The sequence below is a fragment of the Solwaraspora sp. WMMD937 genome (assembly GCF_029581175.1).
Lineage (GTDB): Bacteria > Actinomycetota > Actinomycetes > Mycobacteriales > Micromonosporaceae > Micromonospora_E.
In genome coordinates, this window is record NZ_CP120738.1 from 4,083,147 (window position 1) to 4,101,660 (window position 18,514).

General features: G+C 73.6%; 19 protein-coding genes. 11 read left to right on the forward strand and 8 right to left on the reverse strand.

Features of this window, described 5'->3' with window-relative positions:
- Positions 1-115 precede the first annotated feature (115 nt).
- Both O7621_RS18030 and O7621_RS18035 read right to left on the reverse strand, forming a co-directional pair.
- Positions 116-1,168, reverse strand: a complete 1,053-nt coding sequence (locus O7621_RS18030; protein ID WP_282230349.1) for an SDR family oxidoreductase — start codon at positions 1,166-1,168, stop codon at positions 116-118.
- Positions 1,169-1,292: 124 nt separating this feature from the next.
- Entirely contained in the window at positions 1,293-1,736 is a 444-nt protein-coding gene (locus tag O7621_RS18035; protein WP_282230350.1) for an SRPBCC family protein, read from the reverse strand.
- 113 nt (positions 1,737-1,849) lie between these two features.
- Here O7621_RS18035 and O7621_RS18040 point away from each other — a divergent pair, with 113 nt between their 5' ends.
- From O7621_RS18040 to O7621_RS18075, 8 genes are read left to right on the forward strand one after another with little or no spacing between them, the layout of a single operon-like run.
- A complete protein-coding gene (locus O7621_RS18040; RefSeq protein WP_282230351.1) occupies positions 1,850-3,499 on the forward strand; it encodes an HAD-IIIA family hydrolase in 1,650 nt (549 codons plus the stop codon).
- Positions 3,496-4,473: a glycosyltransferase gene (locus O7621_RS18045; protein ID WP_282230352.1), complete on the forward strand. Its 978-nt coding sequence runs from the start codon at positions 3,496-3,498 to the stop codon at positions 4,471-4,473. The genes O7621_RS18040 and O7621_RS18045 overlap by 4 nt, the downstream gene beginning before the upstream one ends.
- Complete coding sequence (locus tag O7621_RS18050) at positions 4,458-5,672, forward strand: glycosyltransferase (protein ID WP_282230353.1); 1,215 nt, start codon at positions 4,458-4,460, stop codon at positions 5,670-5,672. Before O7621_RS18045 ends, O7621_RS18050 begins: the two co-directional genes overlap by 16 nt.
- Before the next feature lies 1 nt (position 5,673).
- Positions 5,674-6,369: an SIS domain-containing protein gene (locus O7621_RS18055; RefSeq protein ID WP_348775246.1), complete on the forward strand. Its 696-nt coding sequence runs from the start codon at positions 5,674-5,676 to the stop codon at positions 6,367-6,369.
- A gap of 14 nt (positions 6,370-6,383) precedes the next feature.
- Positions 6,384-7,841 carry a PfkB family carbohydrate kinase gene (locus tag O7621_RS18060; RefSeq protein ID WP_282234636.1) on the forward strand — a complete coding sequence of 486 codons (1,458 nt, stop codon included), beginning with the start codon at positions 6,384-6,386 and terminating at the stop codon, positions 7,839-7,841.
- A complete protein-coding gene (locus O7621_RS18065) occupies positions 7,835-8,533 on the forward strand; it encodes an SDR family oxidoreductase (protein ID WP_282234637.1) in 699 nt (232 codons plus the stop codon). Before O7621_RS18060 ends, O7621_RS18065 begins: the two co-directional genes overlap by 7 nt.
- The gene (locus O7621_RS18070; RefSeq protein WP_282230354.1) at positions 8,530-9,534 is read left to right on the forward strand and encodes a glycosyltransferase family 9 protein; all 1,005 of its coding nucleotides are present in this window, start codon (positions 8,530-8,532) and stop codon (positions 9,532-9,534) included. Before O7621_RS18065 ends, O7621_RS18070 begins: the two co-directional genes overlap by 4 nt.
- Positions 9,515-10,501, forward strand: a complete 987-nt coding sequence (locus O7621_RS18075) for a DNA topoisomerase IB (protein WP_282230355.1) — start codon at positions 9,515-9,517, stop codon at positions 10,499-10,501. Before O7621_RS18070 ends, O7621_RS18075 begins: the two co-directional genes overlap by 20 nt.
- Here O7621_RS18075 and O7621_RS18080 read toward each other — a convergent pair.
- The 4 genes from O7621_RS18080 to O7621_RS18095 form a co-directional block, all read right to left on the reverse strand.
- The gene (locus O7621_RS18080) at positions 10,493-11,290 is read right to left on the reverse strand and encodes a TerC family protein (protein ID WP_282230356.1); all 798 of its coding nucleotides are present in this window, start codon (positions 11,288-11,290) and stop codon (positions 10,493-10,495) included. The two genes, O7621_RS18075 and O7621_RS18080, sit on opposite strands and share 9 nt — an antisense overlap.
- Positions 11,291-11,390: 100 nt before the next feature.
- The gene (locus O7621_RS18085; RefSeq protein ID WP_278168568.1) at positions 11,391-11,894 is read right to left on the reverse strand and encodes a hypothetical protein; all 504 of its coding nucleotides are present in this window, start codon (positions 11,892-11,894) and stop codon (positions 11,391-11,393) included.
- Between the two features lie 55 nt (positions 11,895-11,949).
- Positions 11,950-13,587, reverse strand: coding sequence for an ATP-dependent DNA helicase RecQ (locus O7621_RS18090; RefSeq protein WP_282230357.1), 1,638 nt, complete (start codon positions 13,585-13,587; stop codon positions 11,950-11,952).
- Positions 13,588-13,709: 122 nt separating this feature from the next.
- Positions 13,710-13,844: a hypothetical protein gene (locus O7621_RS18095; RefSeq protein WP_282230358.1), complete on the reverse strand. Its 135-nt coding sequence runs from the start codon at positions 13,842-13,844 to the stop codon at positions 13,710-13,712.
- 128 nt (positions 13,845-13,972) lie between these two features.
- On the opposite strand from O7621_RS18095, the gene O7621_RS18100 reads away from it, so the two are divergent.
- Positions 13,973-15,721: a glycoside hydrolase family 3 protein gene (locus tag O7621_RS18100; protein WP_282230359.1), complete on the forward strand. Its 1,749-nt coding sequence runs from the start codon at positions 13,973-13,975 to the stop codon at positions 15,719-15,721.
- On the opposite strand, the gene O7621_RS18105 is transcribed toward O7621_RS18100, so the two are convergent.
- Positions 15,677-16,771 carry a PQQ-dependent sugar dehydrogenase gene (locus tag O7621_RS18105; protein ID WP_282230360.1) on the reverse strand — a complete coding sequence of 365 codons (1,095 nt, stop codon included), beginning with the start codon at positions 16,769-16,771 and terminating at the stop codon, positions 15,677-15,679. The two genes, O7621_RS18100 and O7621_RS18105, sit on opposite strands and share 45 nt — an antisense overlap.
- Positions 16,764-17,048, reverse strand: coding sequence for a GNAT family N-acetyltransferase (locus O7621_RS18110; protein ID WP_282230361.1), 285 nt, complete (start codon positions 17,046-17,048; stop codon positions 16,764-16,766). The genes O7621_RS18105 and O7621_RS18110 overlap by 8 nt, the downstream gene beginning before the upstream one ends.
- 239 nt (positions 17,049-17,287) lie before the next feature.
- On the opposite strand from O7621_RS18110, the gene O7621_RS18115 reads away from it, so the two are divergent.
- Both O7621_RS18115 and O7621_RS18120 read left to right on the forward strand, forming a co-directional pair.
- The gene (locus tag O7621_RS18115; protein ID WP_282234638.1) at positions 17,288-17,614 is read left to right on the forward strand and encodes a hypothetical protein; all 327 of its coding nucleotides are present in this window, start codon (positions 17,288-17,290) and stop codon (positions 17,612-17,614) included.
- Positions 17,615-17,665: 51 nt separating this feature from the next.
- The gene (locus O7621_RS18120; protein WP_282230362.1) at positions 17,666-18,487 is read left to right on the forward strand and encodes a DUF1206 domain-containing protein; all 822 of its coding nucleotides are present in this window, start codon (positions 17,666-17,668) and stop codon (positions 18,485-18,487) included.
- Positions 18,488-18,514 lie beyond the last annotated feature (27 nt).

Consider the following 18,514-nt stretch of genomic DNA (forward strand, 5'->3'; position numbering starts at 1 on the left):
CCGTGCGATCGATGATGCATCGGTGGGCGGGCGGGCTGTATCCCCCTTGTGTGCCACGGCCGCCGGTTCGACGGCGGCGACCGGCGGCCCAACGGGCGGCGGTGGTGTCAGACAGTCACGCCGCCCGCCCGACCGGTCGACGGACCGCTGCCCGCAGCCGGGCCGGCCCGTTGCCGACCATCGCCCGAACGGTGCCGAGCGCGGTGGCCAGGACCGCGGCGGCGGCGGTCTGCTTGTGCGTCACGGCCCACAGTGCCAGCGACCGCCGACGTGCCTGGTCGTCGAAGGCGCCGTGTGCGCCGTGATCGACCTCGGCATCGGCCGGGGCGTCCACGTTGTCCCGCCAGCGGGCCCGGTCGATGACCTCGTCGGTCTGTTGGGAGTCGAATCCGACCTGCCGGATCGCCAGTAGCCGGTCGAGCAGCCCGGGGGCGATGACGTCGGCGAGCCGAGCCCGCAGGGTGGGGCCACCGACGTTGACCTCCCGCTTGCCGTTGTCGGCGGCCCAGCAGATCGCCGCCGCGGCCACCTCGGGTTGGAAGATCGGCGGTACCGGTTGCGGGTGTCGGGGCAGGTGGGTGCGCACCCAGGAGAACTGCGGCGTGTTCACCGCCGGCAGCTGGACCATCGACAGCTTGATCTCGGGGCTGGCCTGGAGCAACTCGGCCCGTAGCGAGTCGTTGAATCCCTGGATGGCGTGCTTGCTGGCGCAGTACGCCGACTGCAGCGGGATGCCCCGGTACGCCAGCGCCGACCCGACCTGCACTATCGTGCCGATTCCGGCCGGGCGCATCTGTCGCAGCGCCGCCAGCGTGCCGTGCACCGTGCCGAGGTAGTTGACCTCGGTGACCCGTCGGAACTCGTCGGCGCTGATCTCCCAGGTCGGGGCGAAGACCGACACCATCGCGTTGTTGATCCACACGTCCAGGCCGCCGTTGCGTCGGTGCAGGTCATCGGCGGCTTCGTCGACTGCTGCTGCGTCGGCGACGTCCACCTGGTACGTGGCCACCGCCTCGGCGCCCAGCTCACGGCACTGTTCGGCGGCTGCGGCCAGGCCGGCCGCTCCTCGGGCGAGCAACCCGAGCCGGGCGCCGCGGCGTGCGTACCGCTGGGCGGTGGCGCGTCCGATGCCGGCGCTCGCGCCAGTGATCATCACGGTCTGGCTCATCCCGATCACCTCCCTGCGGGTGCCGTTCGGCACCCGTCCACTGACCTGCCCAGGCAGGATCTGCCCTGACTGGGCCCTGTTGCCGTGGACCCGTCCGTCGGGCCCAGGCCGTGGCCTTCCGGCGTCACCTGACGGTCTGCCGGGTGGCGATGTCGGACAGCCGGCGCAGCGTCTCCCGGTTGCGGTGGTGCAGGACCAGATCGTCGAGCTTCGTACGGATCCAGTGCAGCGGCCCTCCGGTGAACGACTCGGCGATGGTGACCCGGGTGCCGTTGCCCGGGGTCGGTGCGAGCCGGAACACGATCGTCGCCTCGCCGAGCGGCCACAGTCCGGCCCGTAACGTCAGCTCGTCACCCGGCTGGCAGGAGATCACCGTGGAGGTGTCGGACAACGACAGCGGCCAGGGACCGGCGGTGTGGTGCAGCCGGGCCCCGGACTGCGGCCAGTGCTCGTCGACGTCGCGGATGTGCACGGTGCCGACCACCCAGTCGCTGTACGACCAGCCGTTCGCCAGCACGGCGAACACCTGGTCCGGCGGGGCGGGGATCACCCGCTGCACGACAGCCACGATCAGCCGGGTACCCCGCGGGCGGCACGCTAACCCGGCCACCGGCGAAATGGTGCGGACCGGACGAACGCCGTGGTTGGTTTACTCGCCCCGCACCCGGGAAACGGAGCCAGGTGCGAAGCGAACTGATCAGTCGGGGCCGCGGGCTGTTCGACGCGGTGCTCTTCGACCGTGACGGGACGCTCGTGCACGACGTGCCGTACAACGGCGACCCGGACCTGGTCCGCCCGGTACGCGGTGCCCGCGCCGCGCTTGACCGGCTCCGCGCCGCTGGCCTGCGGCTCGGTGTCGTCACCAACCAGTCCGGCCTGGCCCGCGGCCACTTCACCGCGCACGACATGCGTCGGGTGCACGACCGGATCGAGGAGCTTCTCGGCCCGTTCGACACCTGGCAGATCTGCCCGCACGACGACGGCGACGGCTGCCGGTGCCGCAAACCGGCACCGGGGATGGTCCTGGCCGCCGCCCGGGAACTGGGCACCACCGCCGGGCGGTGCGTCGTGGTCGGCGACATCGGCCGGGACATCGTCGCCGCCGGCGCCGCCGGCGCGACCGGCATCCTGGTACCCACCGAGACGACCCGACCGCAGGAGACGGCCGCCGCTCCCGCCGTCGCTGGTGACCTGGCCGGCGCCGCCGATCTCATCCTGCGTCGGCACCGGGCGACCGCCCCCGACGGGCCCGGCCCGCGCGGCGGCCGGGTCCTGGTCGTGCGCTCCGACTCGGTCGGCGACGTACTGGTCACCGGGCCGGCGATCCGCGCCGTGGCGGCCGGGGCGGACGAGGTGGTCATGCTCTGCGGTCCGCGCGGCCGGGCCGCCGCCGAACTGCTGCCCGGTGTCGGCGAGCTGATCGAGTGGCCGATTCCGTGGATCGACCCGGATCCCGGTCCGGTGGACCCGGTCGACCTGACCCGGTTGACGGACCGGCTGGCCGAGGTCGGCGCCGACGAGGCGATCATCTTCACCTCCTTTCATCAGTCGCCGCTGCCGCTGGCGCTGCTCCTGCGGCAGGCCGGGGTGGACCGGATCGCGGCGATCAGTGACGACTACCCCGGCTCCCTGCTCGACGTGCGCCACCGGGTGCCGCCGGGCGTACCGGAGCCGGAACGCGCCTTGTCGCTGGCCGCCGCCGCCGGGTTCACGCTGCCCGGCGACGACGAACCGGTGCTACGGCTACGCCCGGGCTGTCTGCGGCCGGCCGCCGGGCCCGTACCACCGGAGCCCGGCTCGGGTGTGCGTCGCCGGGTGCCGGAGCCGGGCCGGGCCGGGCCACCGGGCTACGTCGTCGTGCACCCGGGATCCTCCGTCGAGTCCCGCGCCTGCCCGCCGGAGCGGTGCGCCGCGTTCGTCGACGCGCTGCACGCCGCCGGGCACCGGGTCGTGGTCACCGGCGGCCCCGGTGAGCAGGCGCTGAGCCGCCGGGTCGCCGGTCGGTCCGGTGTCGACCTCGGCGGTCAGACCTCGCTGGCCCGGCTCGCCGCGATCATCGCGCAGGCCGGCGCGTTGGTCGTCGGCAACACCGGGCCGGCACACCTCGCGGCGGCGGTCGGCACCCCGGTGGTCAGCCTGTTCGCGCCGACGGTGCCGTTCGGCCAGTGGGGCCCCTACCGGGTGCCCTGGGTCCGGCTCGGCGACCCGGTCGCCGGCTGCCGCAACACCCGGGCCGCCCGCTGCCCGGTGCCCGGCCATCCGTGCCTGTCGACGGTCTCCCCGGACAGCGTGGTCGAGGCCGTCGAACTGATCTGCGGGACGGCCGGATGAACATCTTCCTCTGGCACGTCCACGGATCGTGGACCACCGCGTTCGTCCACGGCAAGCACCACTACCTGGTGCCGGTCACCCCGGACCGGGGGCCGTACGGGCTGGGCCGGGCGCGCACCTACCCGTGGCCGGACGGCGTCACCGAGATCCGCCCCGGGCAGCTCGCCACCGCCGAGGTCGACCTGGTGATCCTGCAACGCCCCGAGGAGCTCGACCTGGCCACCAGCTGGCTCGGCCGGACCGTCGGTCGGGACGTGCCGGCGGTATACGTCGAGCACAACACGCCAAAGGGTGACGTGCCGACCAGCCGGCATCCGATGGCCGACCGTGACGACCTCACCGTGGTCCACGTCACCCACTTCAACGACCTGTTCTGGGACACCGGCGGCACCCGGACCCGGGTGATCGAGCACGGCGTCGTCGCCCCGGCCGCCCGCTACAGCGGCGAACTCGACCGGCTCGCCGTGGTCACCAACGAGCCGGTACGCCGCCGCCGGGTCACCGGCACCGACCTGATGCCCCGGTTCGCCCGGGTCGCCCCGCTGGACGTGTACGGGATGGGAGTCGCCGGGCTGCCCGAGGCTTTCGGCGGGCTGGCCGCCGGTCAGCTGGCCGTCCACGACGACGTGCCGCAGTCGGCGATGCACGCCGAGGTGGCCCGCCGCCGCGCGTACCTGCACCTGTGTCGGTGGACCTCACTCGGCCTGAGCCTGATCGAGGCGATGGCGATGGGTATGCCGGTGGTCGTCCTCGGCACCACCGAGGCGGTCGCCGCGGTACCGCCGTCGGCCGGGGTGCTCGCCACCCGGGTGCAGACCCTGGTCGACGCCGCCCAGTGGCTGATCGACGAGCCGGACGCGGCCCGCCGGCTCGGCGACGGCGCGCGGCGCGCGGCGCAGGACCGATACGGACTGGACCGGTTCCTCGCGGACTGGGACGAGCTGCTGGAGGAGGCGCTATGCGCATCGCGATGATCTCGGAGCACGCCAGCCCGCTCGCCGCGCTCGGCGGAGTGGACGCCGGCGGCCAGAACACGCACGTCGCGGAGCTGTCCACCGCGCTCGCCGCCGACGGCCACGAGGTCCGGGTGTTCACCCGCCGGGACGCTGTGGACCTGCCGGAACTTGTGCAGTTGGACAACGGGGTTGCGGTGGTGCACGTGCCGGCCGGCCCGGCCGAGCACATCGCCAAGGACGACCTGCTGCCGCACATGGCGCAGTTCAGTCGGTGGCTGGCCGGACAGTGGAGCCACGACTGGACCCCGGCGGTCGCGCATGCGCACTTCTGGATGAGCGGGCTCGCCGCCATGCACGCCGGCCGGCTGACCGGGGTGCCGGTGGTGCAGACCTACCATGCGCTGGGCACGGTCAAGCGTCGCCACCAGGGCGCGATGGACACCAGTCCGCCCCGCCGCATCGGCTACGAGCGGGCGTTGGGCCGCAGTGTCGACCGGGTGGTCGCGCAGTCCCAGGACGAGGTCGCCGAGCTGATCAGCATGGGGGTGCCCCGGGGCCGGCTCTCGGTGGTGCCGTCCGGCGTCAACGAGCAGACCTTCGCCCCCGACGGACCGGCCGTGCCGCGCGACGAGGGCCGGCTGCGGGTGCTGACCGTTGGCCGGCTGGTTGCCCGCAAGGGTTTCCAGGATGTCGTACGGGCCATGCAACTCGTACCGAACGCGGAGTGCGTCGTCGTGGGTGGCCCGCCGGCCGCCGAACTGGACACCGACCCGCAGGCCCGGCAGCTGCGCCAGCTGGCCGAGTCGTGCGGGGTGGGTGACCGGGTCCGGCTGGTCGGCGGGGTGCCCCGGGAACAGATGCCGTCCTGGTACCGGTCGGCCGACGTGCTGGTCGCCGCCCCGTGGTACGAGCCGTTCGGGCTCACCCCGCTGGAGGCGATGGCCTGCGGCGTGCCGGTGGTCGGCACCGCCGTAGGCGGGCTGACCGACACCGTCGTCGACGGCCTCACCGGCGATCTGGTGCCGCCCCGGGACCCACGGGCGCTCGGTATGGCACTGCGCCGGTTGCTCAACGACCGGGTCCGGCGGTTCGCCTACGCCACCGCCGCGCTGGACCGGGCGCGCCAGTGCTACTCGTGGCAGCGCGCCGCAGCGCAGCTGACCGAAATCTACGGCACGGTCAGTGGGGTGCGGCAGCCGAGCCGGGTGGTGGCCTGAGATGTCCGACGTGAACTCGCTCATCGACACCCACCTCGCCGGGCTGGCAGAGGCGCTGTTGCCGTACCGCCAGGTGGCCACCCGGCTGGGTCGCTGGGGTGCCGAGCTGGCCTGGACGCTCGGTCATGGCGGCCGGCTGCTGATTGCCGGCAACGGCGGTAGCGCCGCCGAGGCCCAGCACCTCGCCGCCGAGCTGGTCGGCAAGCTGCGTGACGACCGGACGCCGCTGTCCGCGATCGCGTTGACCGCCGAAACCTCCTCGCTCACCGCGATCAGCAACGACTTCGGCTTCGACGAGGTCTTCGCCCGGCAGGTACGGGCCCACGGCCGCCCCGGCGACATCCTGCTGCTGCTGTCCACGAGTGGACGTAGCGGCAACCTGCTCGCCGCGGCCCGGGCTGGCCGTGACGTCGGGCTACGCTGCTGGGCGTGCACCGGCCCGGTGCCGAACCCGTTGGCCGAGGCGTGCGCCGAGGTGCTGGCGGTGCCGGCGGCCGATCCGCAGGTGGTGCAGGAGCTGCATCTGGTCACCGCACACCTGCTGTGCGGCTACGTCGACCAGACACTACCCGGCGTGCTCGGTCTCGCCGGCACGGTCGACGTCCCCGCCGGGTCGGTCGACGTCCCCGCCGGTGCGTCCCCGGCGCCCGCCGTGACGGCCGGTCTGCCGGTGGACGTCCGCGGCGGTGTCCGGTGACCGCCGGCCCGATCGTGGTGGTCGGCGACACGCTGCTCGACCGGGACGTCGACGGTGCGGTGACCCGGGTCTGCCCGGACGCCGCCGCGCCGGTGCTCGACGAGCGGTATGTCACCGACCGGCCCGGTGGCGCCGGGCTGGCTGCGGCGCTCGCCGCCGGGCAGGGACACCCGGTGGTGCTGGTCAGCGCGCTCGCCGCCGATCCGGCCGGTTGTCGGCTCGCGGCGCTGCTCGCCGCGGCCGGCGTGGACCTGCATCCGCTGCCGTTGGGTGGCGCGACCGCCGAGAAGATCCGGCTGCGGACCCGGGGCCAGGTGCTGCTGCGGCTGGACCGGGGCGGGGACGGCCGGGTGCACGGCGATCTGCCGCCGGCCACCGCCGAGGTGCTCGCGGCGGCTGCGGCGGTGGTGGTCAGCGACTACGGCCGGGGGGTGGCGCGGCTGCCGGGCCTGCGGGCGGCGTTGGCGGCGACCGGCGCACCGGTGGTGTGGGACCCGCACCCGCGCGGCCCGGCGGCGGTCGCCGGTGCCCGGCTGATCACCCCCAACGAGGCCGAGGTCCGTCAGTTGACCGGGCAGCCGGTCGGGGACACCCGGGTGGCCACCGCCACGCGGGGCGCCGACGAGCTGCGGCGCCGCTGGCGGGCCGGGGCGGTCGCGGTGACGATGGGCGGCGACGGCGCGCTGCTGTGCCACGCCGGGAGCGTGCCGTTGATGGTGCCGACGCCGATCAGCACCGACGGGGACACCTGCGGCGCGGGGGACCGGTTCGCCACCGCTGCGGCGACGGCGCTGGCCGCCGGAGCCGTGGTGTCCGAGGCGGTCCAGGCGGCGGTCGCCGAGGCGTCCCGGTACGTCGCCGACGGCGGTACGGCTGGGCTACGGCGGCTGCTGACCGGGTCCGACCAGGCTGCGGTGCCGGTGGAGACCGGGGCACTGGCCGCGGCGTCGGTGGAGCAGGTCGGTCCGCGTGCCGCCGGGGCGCTGGCCGCCCGGGTACGGTCCGTCGGGGGCACCGTGGTGGCCACCGGCGGCTGCTTCGACCTGCTGCATGCCGGACACGTGTCGGCGCTGCAGGCCGCCCGGCAGCTGGGTGACTGCCTGATCGTCTGCGTCAACTCCGACGCCAGCGTGGCCCGACTGAAAGGACCGCAGCGGCCGGTGGTCGGCGAGCACGACCGGGCCCGGCTGCTCGTTGCGTTGGGCTGCGTGGACGCGGTGGTCGTCTTCGACGAGGACACCCCGCACGCGGTGCTCAGCTGGCTGCGGCCGGACATCTGGGTCAAAGGTGGCGACTACGCCGGTGGCGGCACCGCCGAGCCGGACCTGCCCGAGGCCGAAGTGGTACGCCGATGGGGCGGGCAGACGGCGATCGTGCCGTACCTCGACGGACGCTCCACCACCGGCATGATCGCCGCCGCCCGTGCCGGGCGGCCCGTTCCGTCGACCACCACTGTGGAGGAATCATCGTGACGAACCATCCCGGCAGCCCGGCGGTGCTGGTCACCGGCGGCGCGAGCGGTCTCGGGGCAGCCGTCGTCGACCTGCTGGCCAAGTCCGGCTACCGGCCATGCGTCATCGACCGGCAGCCGCCAGCGGACGGGGTGCCCTGGCTCGACTGCGACCTGGCCGACACCCGGGCCGCCGAGGCCGCCACTCACCGGCTCGCCGAGCACACCGGCGGGCTGAGCGCGGTGGTCACCGCGGCCGGGATGGACGTGCCGGGCCGCCTCGCCGACACCCCCGCGCAGGTGTGGGAACGGGTCGTCACGGTCGACCTGCTGGCCACCGCGGCGGTGATCCGGGCGGCGCTGCCCTGGCTGACCTCGGCCGGCGGTTCGGTGGTGACGATCGCCTCCACCCTGGGAGTGAAGGCGGTCGGTGACGCAACCGCGTACTGCGCGGCCAAGTTCGGGGTGGTCGGGTTCACCCGGGCGTTGGCCGCCGAACTCGCCGGCACCGTCGGCGTCACCCTGCTGGTGCCCGGCGGGATGCGGACCGCGTTCTTCGACGAGCGCGAGGCCCGGTACCGGCCGGCGGCCGACGCCGCGCTCAACGACCCCGGCAACGTGGCGGCGGCGGTGCTGTTCGCGCTGCAGCAGCCGGCCGGCTGCGCGGTGCGCGAGATGGTGATCTGCGCGGACCGGGAAACGTCCTACCCGTGATCCTGGTGCTGCGGGCTCTCGGCATCGGTGACCTGGCCACCGCCGTGCCGGCGCTGCGCGGGCTGCGGGCCGCCTACCCGGCCGAGACGATCGCCCTGGCCGCGCCGGCCTGGCTCGCCCCGCTGGCTGACCTGACCGGCGTGGTGGACCGGCTGGTGCCGCTGTCCGGGCTGGACGCGGTGCCGCTGCTCGACGGCGGCCCGGACTGGGCGGTCAACCTGCACGGCCGTGGCCCGCAGTCGCACCGGCTGCTCGCCGCGACGCAGCCGGGCCGGTTGTGGGCCTACCGGTGTCCGGCGGCGGCGCACCACGACGGCCCACCGTGGCGCGAGGACGAGCACGAGGTGGTGCGGTGGTGCCGACTGCTCACCTGGTACGGCGTCGACTGTGACCCGACCGACCTGCTGCTGCCCCGTCCGGTACCGGACCGGGTGCCGGTCGCGGTGACCGTACTGCATCCCGGCGCGGCGGCGCCGCGCCGCCGGTGGCCGGTCGACCGGTTCGCCGAGCTGGCCGGTCGGCTGACCGCCGCCGGCCACCGGGTGGTGGTGACCGGGTCGGCACCCGAGCGTCCGCTGGCCGAGGCGGTCGCCGCTGGTGCCGGGCTGCCCGGCACCGCAGTCTGCGCCGGGCGGATGGACCTGTACCAGTTCGCCGCCCTGCTGGCGCACGCCCGTCTGCTGGTCGCCGCCGACACCGGCGCGGGGCACCTGGCAACGGCCTTCGGCGTACCGTCGGTGCTGCTGTTCGGTCCCACCTCGCCAGCCCGCTGGGGCCCGCGGGTGCACCGGACGCGGCACCGGGTGGTCCACTACCCGCTGCTGTCCGCCGGGGCCGAGGAGCCGGCGGCCCTCCCCACAGCCGCCGACTCCGCGGCCGGCGACCCGCCGGCCGCCGATGGACCGGCCGCCGACTGGCACCCGTCGATGGCCGCCATCTGCGTCGACGAGGTGCTCGCCGCGATCGGCGAGGTGGAACGCGATGCGGTTGCGGCGCAGTGAACTGCACCGACCGGGATACCGACGCCGTCACCGGGGCCGGGGGACCGCCTTCCTCGACACCCGGGGCCAGCCGGTCACCGACCCGGCGGAGCTGAAGCGGCTGCGTGCGCTGGTGATCCCACCTGCCTGGCGGGACGTGTGGATCTGTCCGCACCCGGCCGGTCACATCCAGGCCGTCGGTGTGGACGCGGCCGGCCGGCGGCAGTACCTCTACCACCCCCAGTGGCGGGTCCGTCGGGACGTTGCCAAGTTCCAGCACGTGCGGCGGGTCGCGGACCGGCTGCCCCGGCTGCGGAACCGGGTCGACGCCGATCTGCGTGGCCGGGGTCTGGGTCGGCAACGGGTGCTGGCCGCCCTGGTGCGCCTGCTGGATCTGGGGATGTTCCGGATCGGCAACGACCAGTACGCCGCCGGCGACGAGCCCACGTTCGGGGTGGCGACGCTGCGGCCCGGACACGCTCGGCTCGAGCGGGGTTGCGTGGTCCTCGAGTTTCCGGCCAAGGGGGGCGTCGCCCAGGTACGGCGGATCGACGACGCGCAGGTGTGTGCCGTGCTGCGGGCACTGCGTCGTCGTCGGCACGACGGGCAGCGGCTGTTCTGCTACTGGGACGGGCGGCGCTGGCGGGACGTGCACAGCGACGAGATCAACGAGTATCTGCGTCAGGCCAGCGGCACCGAGATGACGGCAAAGGACTTCCGTACCTGGCATGCCACCGTGCTCGCCGCGACCCGGCTGGCGGCCGCCGGGGTACGGCAGTCGGCGGCGGCCCGGCGGCGGACGGTGGCCGCAGTGATGCGGGAGGTCGCGGAGCTGCTCGGCAACACCCCCACCGTGGCCCGCGCCTCCTACGTCGACCCCCGCGTGGTCGAGTCGTTCAACCGGGGCCGGGTGGCCCGGCTCGCCGCCGTCGAGCCCAGTCGGACGGCCGCCGAACAGGCGGTCCGTCGACTGCTTCCGTTACGCTGAGTCGGTCCGGTCGGCGCTGTCCGTACTGCCGGACGCCGCCGGCTGCTCCTTGACGAACGTCGGGTGCAGGCTGACCGGTGCCGCCGCCTGTTTGCGCGACCGTAGCCGCAGGTTGAGGAACTCCACGAAGACGGAGAACGCGATCGGCCCGTACACGTACCCCTTGGGGATGTGGTGGCCGAGCCCTTCGGCGATCAGGCTGCCGCCGATCAGCAACAGGAACGACAGGGCCAGCATCTTCACCGTCGGATGCTGGTTGACGAACCCGCTGACCGCCCCGGCCGACACCAGCATGATGACCATCGCGACCACCACGGCGGCGACCATGATGAACAGTTGGTCGACCATGCCCACCGCGGTGATCACCGAGTCGAGCGAGAACACCACGTCGAGCACCAGGATCTGGGCGATCACTCCGGCGAACGACGCGGTCTTGCCGCTACTGCCGTGGTCGGCGCCCTCCAGGTGCTCGTGAATCTCGTAGGTCGCCTTCGCCAGCAGGAAGCCCCCGCCGAGCAGCAGGATCAGGTCACGACCGGATATCTCCTGCCCGAACACCTCGAACAGTGGTGCGGTCAACCCGATCACCCAGGACAACGAGGCGAGCAGCAGCAGCCGGGTGACCAGGGCCAGTGACAGCCCGATGGTGCGGGCCCTGGCCTGCTGGTGCTCGGGCAGCCGACCGGCGAGGATCGAGATGAACACGACGTTGTCGATGCCCAGCACGACTTCCAGCAGCAGCAGGGTCGCGAACGCGATCCACAACTCGGGGCTGGTCAGAAGCTCCATCGATGCTCCCGGGAGAGGGGTGTCCACCGGGCCGGTGCGGCCCGCGGTTCCAGACCGTACTGGCGGTGGTCAACCGCCCGTACACCGGGAGCCCTCCCGTTCAGTCGTTGAGCACGTGGGCGAGCCGGTCGCGGAACCGCCGCTCCGACTCGGTCACCGTCTCGCCGCCGATGCCCAGCACCCCGCCGGTGCTCGCGGCGCCGACCACCTGTTCGGCGATGCCGACCAGCCAGTGCTTGTACGCCCCGGCCTCGCCGTCGTCCACCCGGTCGGCCAGCAGTCGGGCCGCCGCACCCGCCCGGGCCAGCACGTCGGCGATCAGCGCCTGGGGGTCGGCCGGTTCGATCACCGGCAATTCCTCGCCGGTCTCCGGATCGCCGACCCGGCTGACCAGTTCTCCGGCGACCGCGGCGACCAGCGGGCTGGCCGACTCCCGGCCGGCGCTGATCGTCTCCAGCCCGGCGGCGTTCTCCGCCCGGGTCCGCCGTCCACCGTCGGACTCGGCCGCGCTGGCCGCGTTCAGCACTGCCTGCGGCAGCCCGACCAGCAGCCCCCATTCCTCGTCAGAGAACCCGAGTTCGGTGTACACCGGCAGTTCCGTCACGCTTTGCCCCTCTCAACCTGCTGCCCGCCGGACCGGTGTCCGACGGTGGCGATCCTCAGCGCTGCTCGGCGGCCAGCAGACCCTGGTCGCTGACCACCGGCACCGACAACGTCTTGTAGCCGACACCGTCGAAGAGGACCGTCATCCGGTCCTGCTCGTACCCGAGCACCAGGCCGGCCCCCCATTCCGCGTGTCGCACCATACTGTGTACCGGGAACGGGCCGGCGGCGCCGTCGTCGGCGGTGCTGGTCCCGGCGTGGCAACTGTCGCAATGGCCACAGGCGTCCGCCACATGCTCCCCGAAGTAGGCCAGCAACGCCCGGGTGCGGCAACCGGTCGCCTCGGCGAAGGCCCGCATCATGTCGGTACGGGAGCGCTGCACCGTCTGGCGATGTCCGGCCGCCGCCACCGCGTCGGCGGCGGCCCGCGCCGGGTCCGGCGCGTAGAACGGCCGGACGGTCTGGGTGCCGGCGACGGTACGGGCCGCGCCCACCTCTTCCAACAGGGCGAGCAGTTGGCTCAGTTTGCGGGCGCCGAGCCCGGTGCGGCGGCGCAGCTCGGCGCGGGTGGCCGGCTTGGTGTCCAGCACCTCGGCGACGTCACGCAACTCGTCGTGGTCGGGCGGGCTGGTGGTGAAGTACCGCTGCAGACCGATGTCCTCGGCCCGCCACAACAGCAGCGCGCGGGCCGGCCGGCCGTCCCGGCCGCCGCGACCGATCTCCTGCAGATAGCTGTCGGGCGAGTCCGGCAGCGCGGTGTGCGCCACCCACCGTACGTCCGGTTTGTCGATGCCCATGCCGAACGCGGACGTCGCCACCATGACCGGCACCTGCCCGGCGAGGAACTCGTCGTGCAGCTGCTGCCGGGCGGTGGCCGACATCCCGGCGTGGTAGCAGCGGGCCGGGTAGCCGGCGGCGACGAGCTGACCGGCCAGGTCTGTCGCGGCCCGCCGGGTCGGCACGTAGACGATGCCGGGCGGCTGTTCCACGTCGAGCAGGGCGACAAGTCTGCGCCACCGGTAGTCCTCGGTTGGGCAGTGGGCCACCTCGAGGAACAGGTTGCCCCGGTCGAGTCCGGCCACCACCAGGTGCGGATCGGTCAGCCCGAGCCGGTGGACGATGTCGTCGCGCACCGGCGGCGAGGCGGTGGCGGTCAGCGCCACCACCGGAGGGCGGCCCAACTGCTCCACCAGGTGGCCGACGGCCAGGTAGTCGGGTCGGAAGTCGTGCCCCCAGGCCGAGACGCAGTGCGCCTCGTCGACCGCGACCAACGCCGGGGACAGCTGTCGTACCTCGGCCAGGCGGTCCGGGTCGCACAGCTGCTCCGGTGTGGTGAACAGGAACCGGGCCCGACCCGCACGGACGTCGTCGAGCGCCGCCCGTCGCTGGGCCGGGCTCTCCGCGGAGCTGATCCGTACCGCCCGCAGCTCGGCCTGGCCGCGTTGGTTGAGCGCGGCGATCTGGTCCTGCTGCAGCGCGAGCAGCGGAGAGATCACCACGGTCGGGCCGGGCAGCATGGTGGCCGGGATCTGGTACACGGCCGATTTTCCGGCGCCGGTGGGCAGCACCACCAGGGCATCGCGGCCCTTCAGCAGGGCCCGCATCGCGCCGAGTTGGCCGGGCCGCAACGCTGACCAGCCGAAGCGTTGGCGCGCAGCGCGGCGCAGCCGGGGTGAGTGCAGGGGCAGCTTCATCGGATTCCGTGGTTACCCGGCGCCGACCACGGCCAAACGGGCCGGTCGGTCCGGTGACCGGTCCGGTGACCGGTCCGGTGACCGGTCCGGCCGACCGGTCGGGGCGCTCGCCGGACCCGCGCTCACCGCCCCTTGCCGAACATCGCCCGTAGCGCGGCAAGCAGAAGCAGGATGCCGAGGACGGCACCGACCACCTGGACCCCGGGGATGTCCTGCCAGCTGGTCTCCTCGGCGGCGTACTGGACGAACGGAACCACTTACGCACTGTGCCACACCGGGGCCGTCCGGCGACAGACCGTGCCGTACGGCGGAGCGGCGGCGTCGCCGCAGGGCGGGTCCCGGTTAATAGGAAGGTTTATTGACTAAAACTATCCGTGATGTGAACATGAGCCGCATGGTCGATTCCAGTCCCAGTGTGCGGCGGATGGCGGCCACCGTGCTGCAGCCCGGGTTCATCGGCACCAGCCCACCGGACTGGGTGCGCCGGTGGGTCGCCGACGGGTTGGGTGCCGTGGTGCTGTTCGCCCGGAACGTCCGCGACCCCGAACAGGTCGCCGCGCTCACCGCCGCGCTGCGCGCCGAACGGCCGGACGTGCTGGTCGCCATCGACGAGGAAGCGGGTGACGTGACCCGGATCGAGTCCGGACACGGCAGCTCCCGACCCGGCAACCTGGCCCTCGGTGCGGTCGACGACCCGGAACTGACCCGGCGGGTCGCCCACGATCTCGGTCTGGAGCTGGCCGGCGCGGGAGTCACCGTCAACTACGCCCCGGTTGCCGACGTCAACTCCAATCCGGACAACCCGGTGATCGGGGTACGCGCGTTCGGCGACGATCCGCACCTGGTGGCCCGGCACACGGCCGCCTGGATCCGCGGGCTGCAGGACGCCGGAGTCGCCGCCTGCGCCAAACACTTCCCCGGGCACGGCGACACCAACGTGGACTCGCACGCCGCCGTACCGCGCATCGACGGCGACCGGATCCGGCTGGACGCGGTGGAGCTGACCCCGTTCCGGGCCGCCATCGCCGCCGGCACCCGGACGATCATGACCGGACACCTGCTCGTGCCGGCGATCGACCCGGCCAACCTGGCCACCCTCAGCCGTGCGGTCCTGGTCGACCTGCTGCGGGACCGGCTCGGGTTCACCGGCGCGGTGATCACCGACGGGATCGAGATGCGGGCGGTGACCCGGCGCTTCGGTCTGGCCGGCGCGACCGTCCGGGCGCTCGCCGCCGGGGTCGACGCCGTCTGCGTGGGCGGCGAACACGCCGACGAGGAGACCGTCCGGCGACTGACCGACGAGATCGTCGACGCGGTCGTCACCGGACAGTTGCCGGCACAGCGGCTGGCCGAGGCGGCGGAGCGGATCCGGCAACTGGCGGAGTGGTCGGTGCGGCACCGCCGACCGGACGGCAACGGACCCGAACCGGGTGGCAGCAGGTCCGACACGCTGGCGTCCGCCAGCCCGTCGACCGGTCCGGTGCGGTCCGCCGTCGGGCTCGCCGCCGCCCGGCGCGCGCTGCGGATCCGGGCCGCGACCCGGCTGCCGCTGACCCGACCCGCGTACGTGGTGGAGTTCGCGCCGCCGCACAACATCGCCATCGGGGCCGAGACCCCGTGGGGCATCGGCCAGGCCCTCGCCACGCTGCGGCCCGGGACGCTCACCGTCCGACTGACCGAGCGGGATCTCGACGCGTCGGTGGCTCCGTCAACGGCTGCCGGCGTTCCTGGCCGACCGGTTGAGCCGCTGGACACCGCGCTGCTCGCCGCCCGTCACCACGCCCTCGTCCTGGTGGTCCGCGACCTGCACCGGCACCGGTGGATGTCGGTTGCGGTCGACCGCGCGCTCGCCGTCCGACCCGACGCCGTCGTGGTCGAGATGGGGGTACCGGTGCGGATCGTCGGTGACGTCCACCTGTCGACCTACGGGGCGAGCTGGGCGAACAGCCGAGCCGCCGCCGAGCGGCTGGCCGGTTGGCAGACGCCGGTGGCCAGGACCGGCACGCCGGGTCCGACCGGGTCGGGTCCGACGGTGCCGAGTCCGACGGTGCGGTCCGGCCCGACCGGGCCGGACCGCACGGCGGACCGGTCAGCCGCTGATCCGCAGGATCCGGTCGTCGTCGCCGGTGGGTGAACCGCGCCCGTCCCGGTTCGAGGTGAGCACCCACAGGCTGCCGTCCGGTGCCACCGCCGCGTGCCGCAGCCGGCCGTACTCGCCACTGAGCAACGTCTCGGCGTCGGTGCCGTCCGGGGCGACCCGGTACAGCCGCTGGCCACGCAGACACGCCAGCCAGAGCCGGCCCTGGTGGTGGGCGAGACCGCTGGGGGAGGCGTCCCGGGGGGCCCAGGTGGCCACCGGATCGACGAACTCCGCCCGGTCGGCCACCCCCTCGACCTCCGGCCAGCCGTAGTTGCCGCCGGCCTCGATTCGGTTCAGTTCGTCGTGCCGGTTCTGCCCGAACTCGCTGGCGTACAGCTGCCCGGCCGGATCCCAGGCCAGTCCCTGCACGTTGCGGTGGCCGAAACTGAACACTGGTGATCCCGCAAGCGGGTTGTCTGCCGGGACGGTGCCGTCCGGTCGCACCCGCAGGATCTTGCCGGCCAGCCCGGTTGGGTTCTGCGCGGCTTCCCGCTCACCGGCGTCGCCGGTGCCGACGTACAGCATCCCGTCCGGACCGAAAGCGATCCGGCCGCCGTTGTGGGTCGGTGCCCGGGGAATCCCGGTCAGCACCGGCTCAGGGGGCGTCGTCGGGCCATCGGGCCCGAGCCGGAACCGGACGACCCGGTTGTCATCGGCGCCGGTGTAGTAGAGGTAGACCCAGCCGTCGGCGGCGTACTGCGGGGACACCGTTACGCCGAGCAGGCCACCCTCCCCGTCCGGGACGACCTCGTCGATCCGGGTGATCTCCCGGGTGCTGCCCTGCGCGTCCACGGCCAGCAACCGGGCGGTGTCCCGCTCGGTCACCAGTGCGGTGCCGTCCGGCAGGAACGCGAGGTCCCACGGCGCGGCGAGTCCGGTCGCGACGACGTCGACGTCGGCCGACGCCTCGGGCGCGTCGGAGATCGTCGGGTCGCTGAACCAGCCGAGCCAGCCGCCCGTCGCCACCACCGTGGCGGCCAGCACGAGCACGCCGACCACCGCGACCGCCGTACGCGCCCGGCCGGGCCAGCGCCGCTCAGTCATCGGCGACCAGCTCGGCGAACTCCGGATGCCGGTCGATGTACGCGGCGATGAACGAGCACTGCGGAACAACCCGTTCGCCCCGGTCGCGGAGCTCGCTGAGCAGGCCGTGGGCGAGGGCGTCACCGGCACCCCGTCCCCGGTACGCGGGATCGATCTCGGTGTGCGTCACGGTCACCGCCGCCGGGCCCGGCCGGTAGCTGGCGAACCCGGCCAGGCCGTCGTCGATCAGGATCTCGAACCGGTTGCGCGCCGGGTTGTCCTCCACCAGCACTGTCACGGTCGGACACCTCCTCGGTCAGGGGCCCACAGGGTCAAGGCCGACTCATCGGCAGGCCGGCACGGCTTCGAGCCTAACCGTGAGCCCGCCGGCGGGCGCGGCGGCAGGCCGGCGGCGGGCCGATGCTCCGGGGCACCGTCACGAGCGCCAAGTAGGCTTGTCCGGTGACCACCGGACCCCTGCTGTCATCAGCTTCCCGCGCCTTTCGATCCACCAGATTCGGCCGCCGGGCCGGCGCCATCTCCCGGATCGCCGGTCTGGCCGCCGGGTTGCTGTTCGGCGCGGCACTGCTCGCCGGTTGCAGCTCCGAGGGCGCCAGCACCGACTGCGGGCTGGACGCCTGCACGGTGACCTTTTACCGAGGAGTCGAGGCGAGCGCCAGTTTTCTCGGCGTCGAGGCCCGGTTGATCGGGGCCGAGGGCGACCGGGTCACAGTCGAGGTGGCCGGTGAGCAGGTCACCCTGACCGTCGGCGAGCAGGCCACCGAGGTCGGCGGCTTCGACGTGAGTCTCGAGCGGGTGACCGACTCGGAGGTGGCGATCCGGGTCGCCCGGCAGCTGGGCTGACCACCGGTCGGGTACGTTTGGCGGTGGCGCTGACCGGTCATATGAAGCGCCATGCCGAACACCAGGGATGCGCAGCGCACCGCTCACCAGGTTGGTAACAGTCGGTCGTTGGAGCTGCTCGCCCGAGCCGGTTTCCTTGGGTACGGCCTGGTCCACCTGCTGGTGGCCTGGCTGGCGTTGCAGATCGCCTTCGGCCGCCCGGCCGCTAACGGGGACCAGTCCGGCGCGTTGCGTACCCTCGCCGCGCAGCCGCTCGGCGGGGTGCTGCTGATCGCCGTCGCGGTCGGGTTGGCCGCGATGGCGGTGTGGCAGGGCATCGAGGCCGCCGCGGGGCACCGTACCGAGCGGGGCAGCAAGCGGACGTTCGAGCGGGTCCTGTCGGTCGGTCGGACCGCGGTCTACCTGTCCTTCGCCTGGACCGCCGTCCAGGTGTTCCGTGACGCCAACGCCGACACCGGCGACCAGCAGCAGGCGCTGAGCGAACGGGTGATGTCCGCTCCCGGCGGTCGGTGGCTGGTCGGGTTCGTCGGCGTGGTGGTGGTCGGCATCGGTGTCGGGATGGTCGTCAACGGTGTCACCCGGCGGTTCGCCGAACAGCTGCGGACCGGGGCGATGAGCGCCCAGGTGCGGACTGTCGTCTGTCGGCTGGGTACGGCCGGCTACGTCGCCAAGGGCGTCGCCTACGGCACCGCCGGGGCACTGGTGGTGACCGCTGCCGTCCAGTTCGACCCGGAACAGGCCCGGGGCCTGGACGCAGCCCTGCACACCCTGCGCGAGCAGGCGTTCGGGTCTGTCCTGTTGGCACTGGTGGCGGCCGGCTTCGCGGCCTTCGGTGTCTACTGCTTCGCCCAGTCCCGCTACCGGAAGGTGTGACATACCGCCCATGGCAGGACCTCCCTT

Coding starts and splice junctions, on each gene's coding strand:
- O7621_RS18105 (WP_282230360.1), bottom strand. CDS start 16,771: ATGACTGAGCGGCGCTGGCCCGGCCGGGCGCGTACGGCGGTCGCGGTG.
- O7621_RS18120 (WP_282230362.1), top strand. CDS start 17,666: ATGCCGAACACCAGGGATGCGCAGCGCACCGCTCACCAGGTTGGTAAC.
- O7621_RS18055 (WP_348775246.1), top strand. CDS start 5,674: ATGTCCGACGTGAACTCGCTCATCGACACCCACCTCGCCGGGCTGGCA.
- O7621_RS18090 (WP_282230357.1), bottom strand. CDS start 13,587: ATGAAGCTGCCCCTGCACTCACCCCGGCTGCGCCGCGCTGCGCGCCAA.
- O7621_RS18075 (WP_282230355.1), top strand. CDS start 9,515: ATGCGGTTGCGGCGCAGTGAACTGCACCGACCGGGATACCGACGCCGT.
- O7621_RS18050 (WP_282230353.1), top strand. CDS start 4,458: ATGCGCATCGCGATGATCTCGGAGCACGCCAGCCCGCTCGCCGCGCTC.
- O7621_RS18030 (WP_282230349.1), bottom strand. CDS start 1,168: ATGAGCCAGACCGTGATGATCACTGGCGCGAGCGCCGGCATCGGACGC.
- O7621_RS18100 (WP_282230359.1), top strand. CDS start 13,973: ATGAGCCGCATGGTCGATTCCAGTCCCAGTGTGCGGCGGATGGCGGCC.
- O7621_RS18045 (WP_282230352.1), top strand. CDS start 3,496: ATGAACATCTTCCTCTGGCACGTCCACGGATCGTGGACCACCGCGTTC.
- O7621_RS18080 (WP_282230356.1), bottom strand. CDS start 11,290: ATGGAGCTTCTGACCAGCCCCGAGTTGTGGATCGCGTTCGCGACCCTG.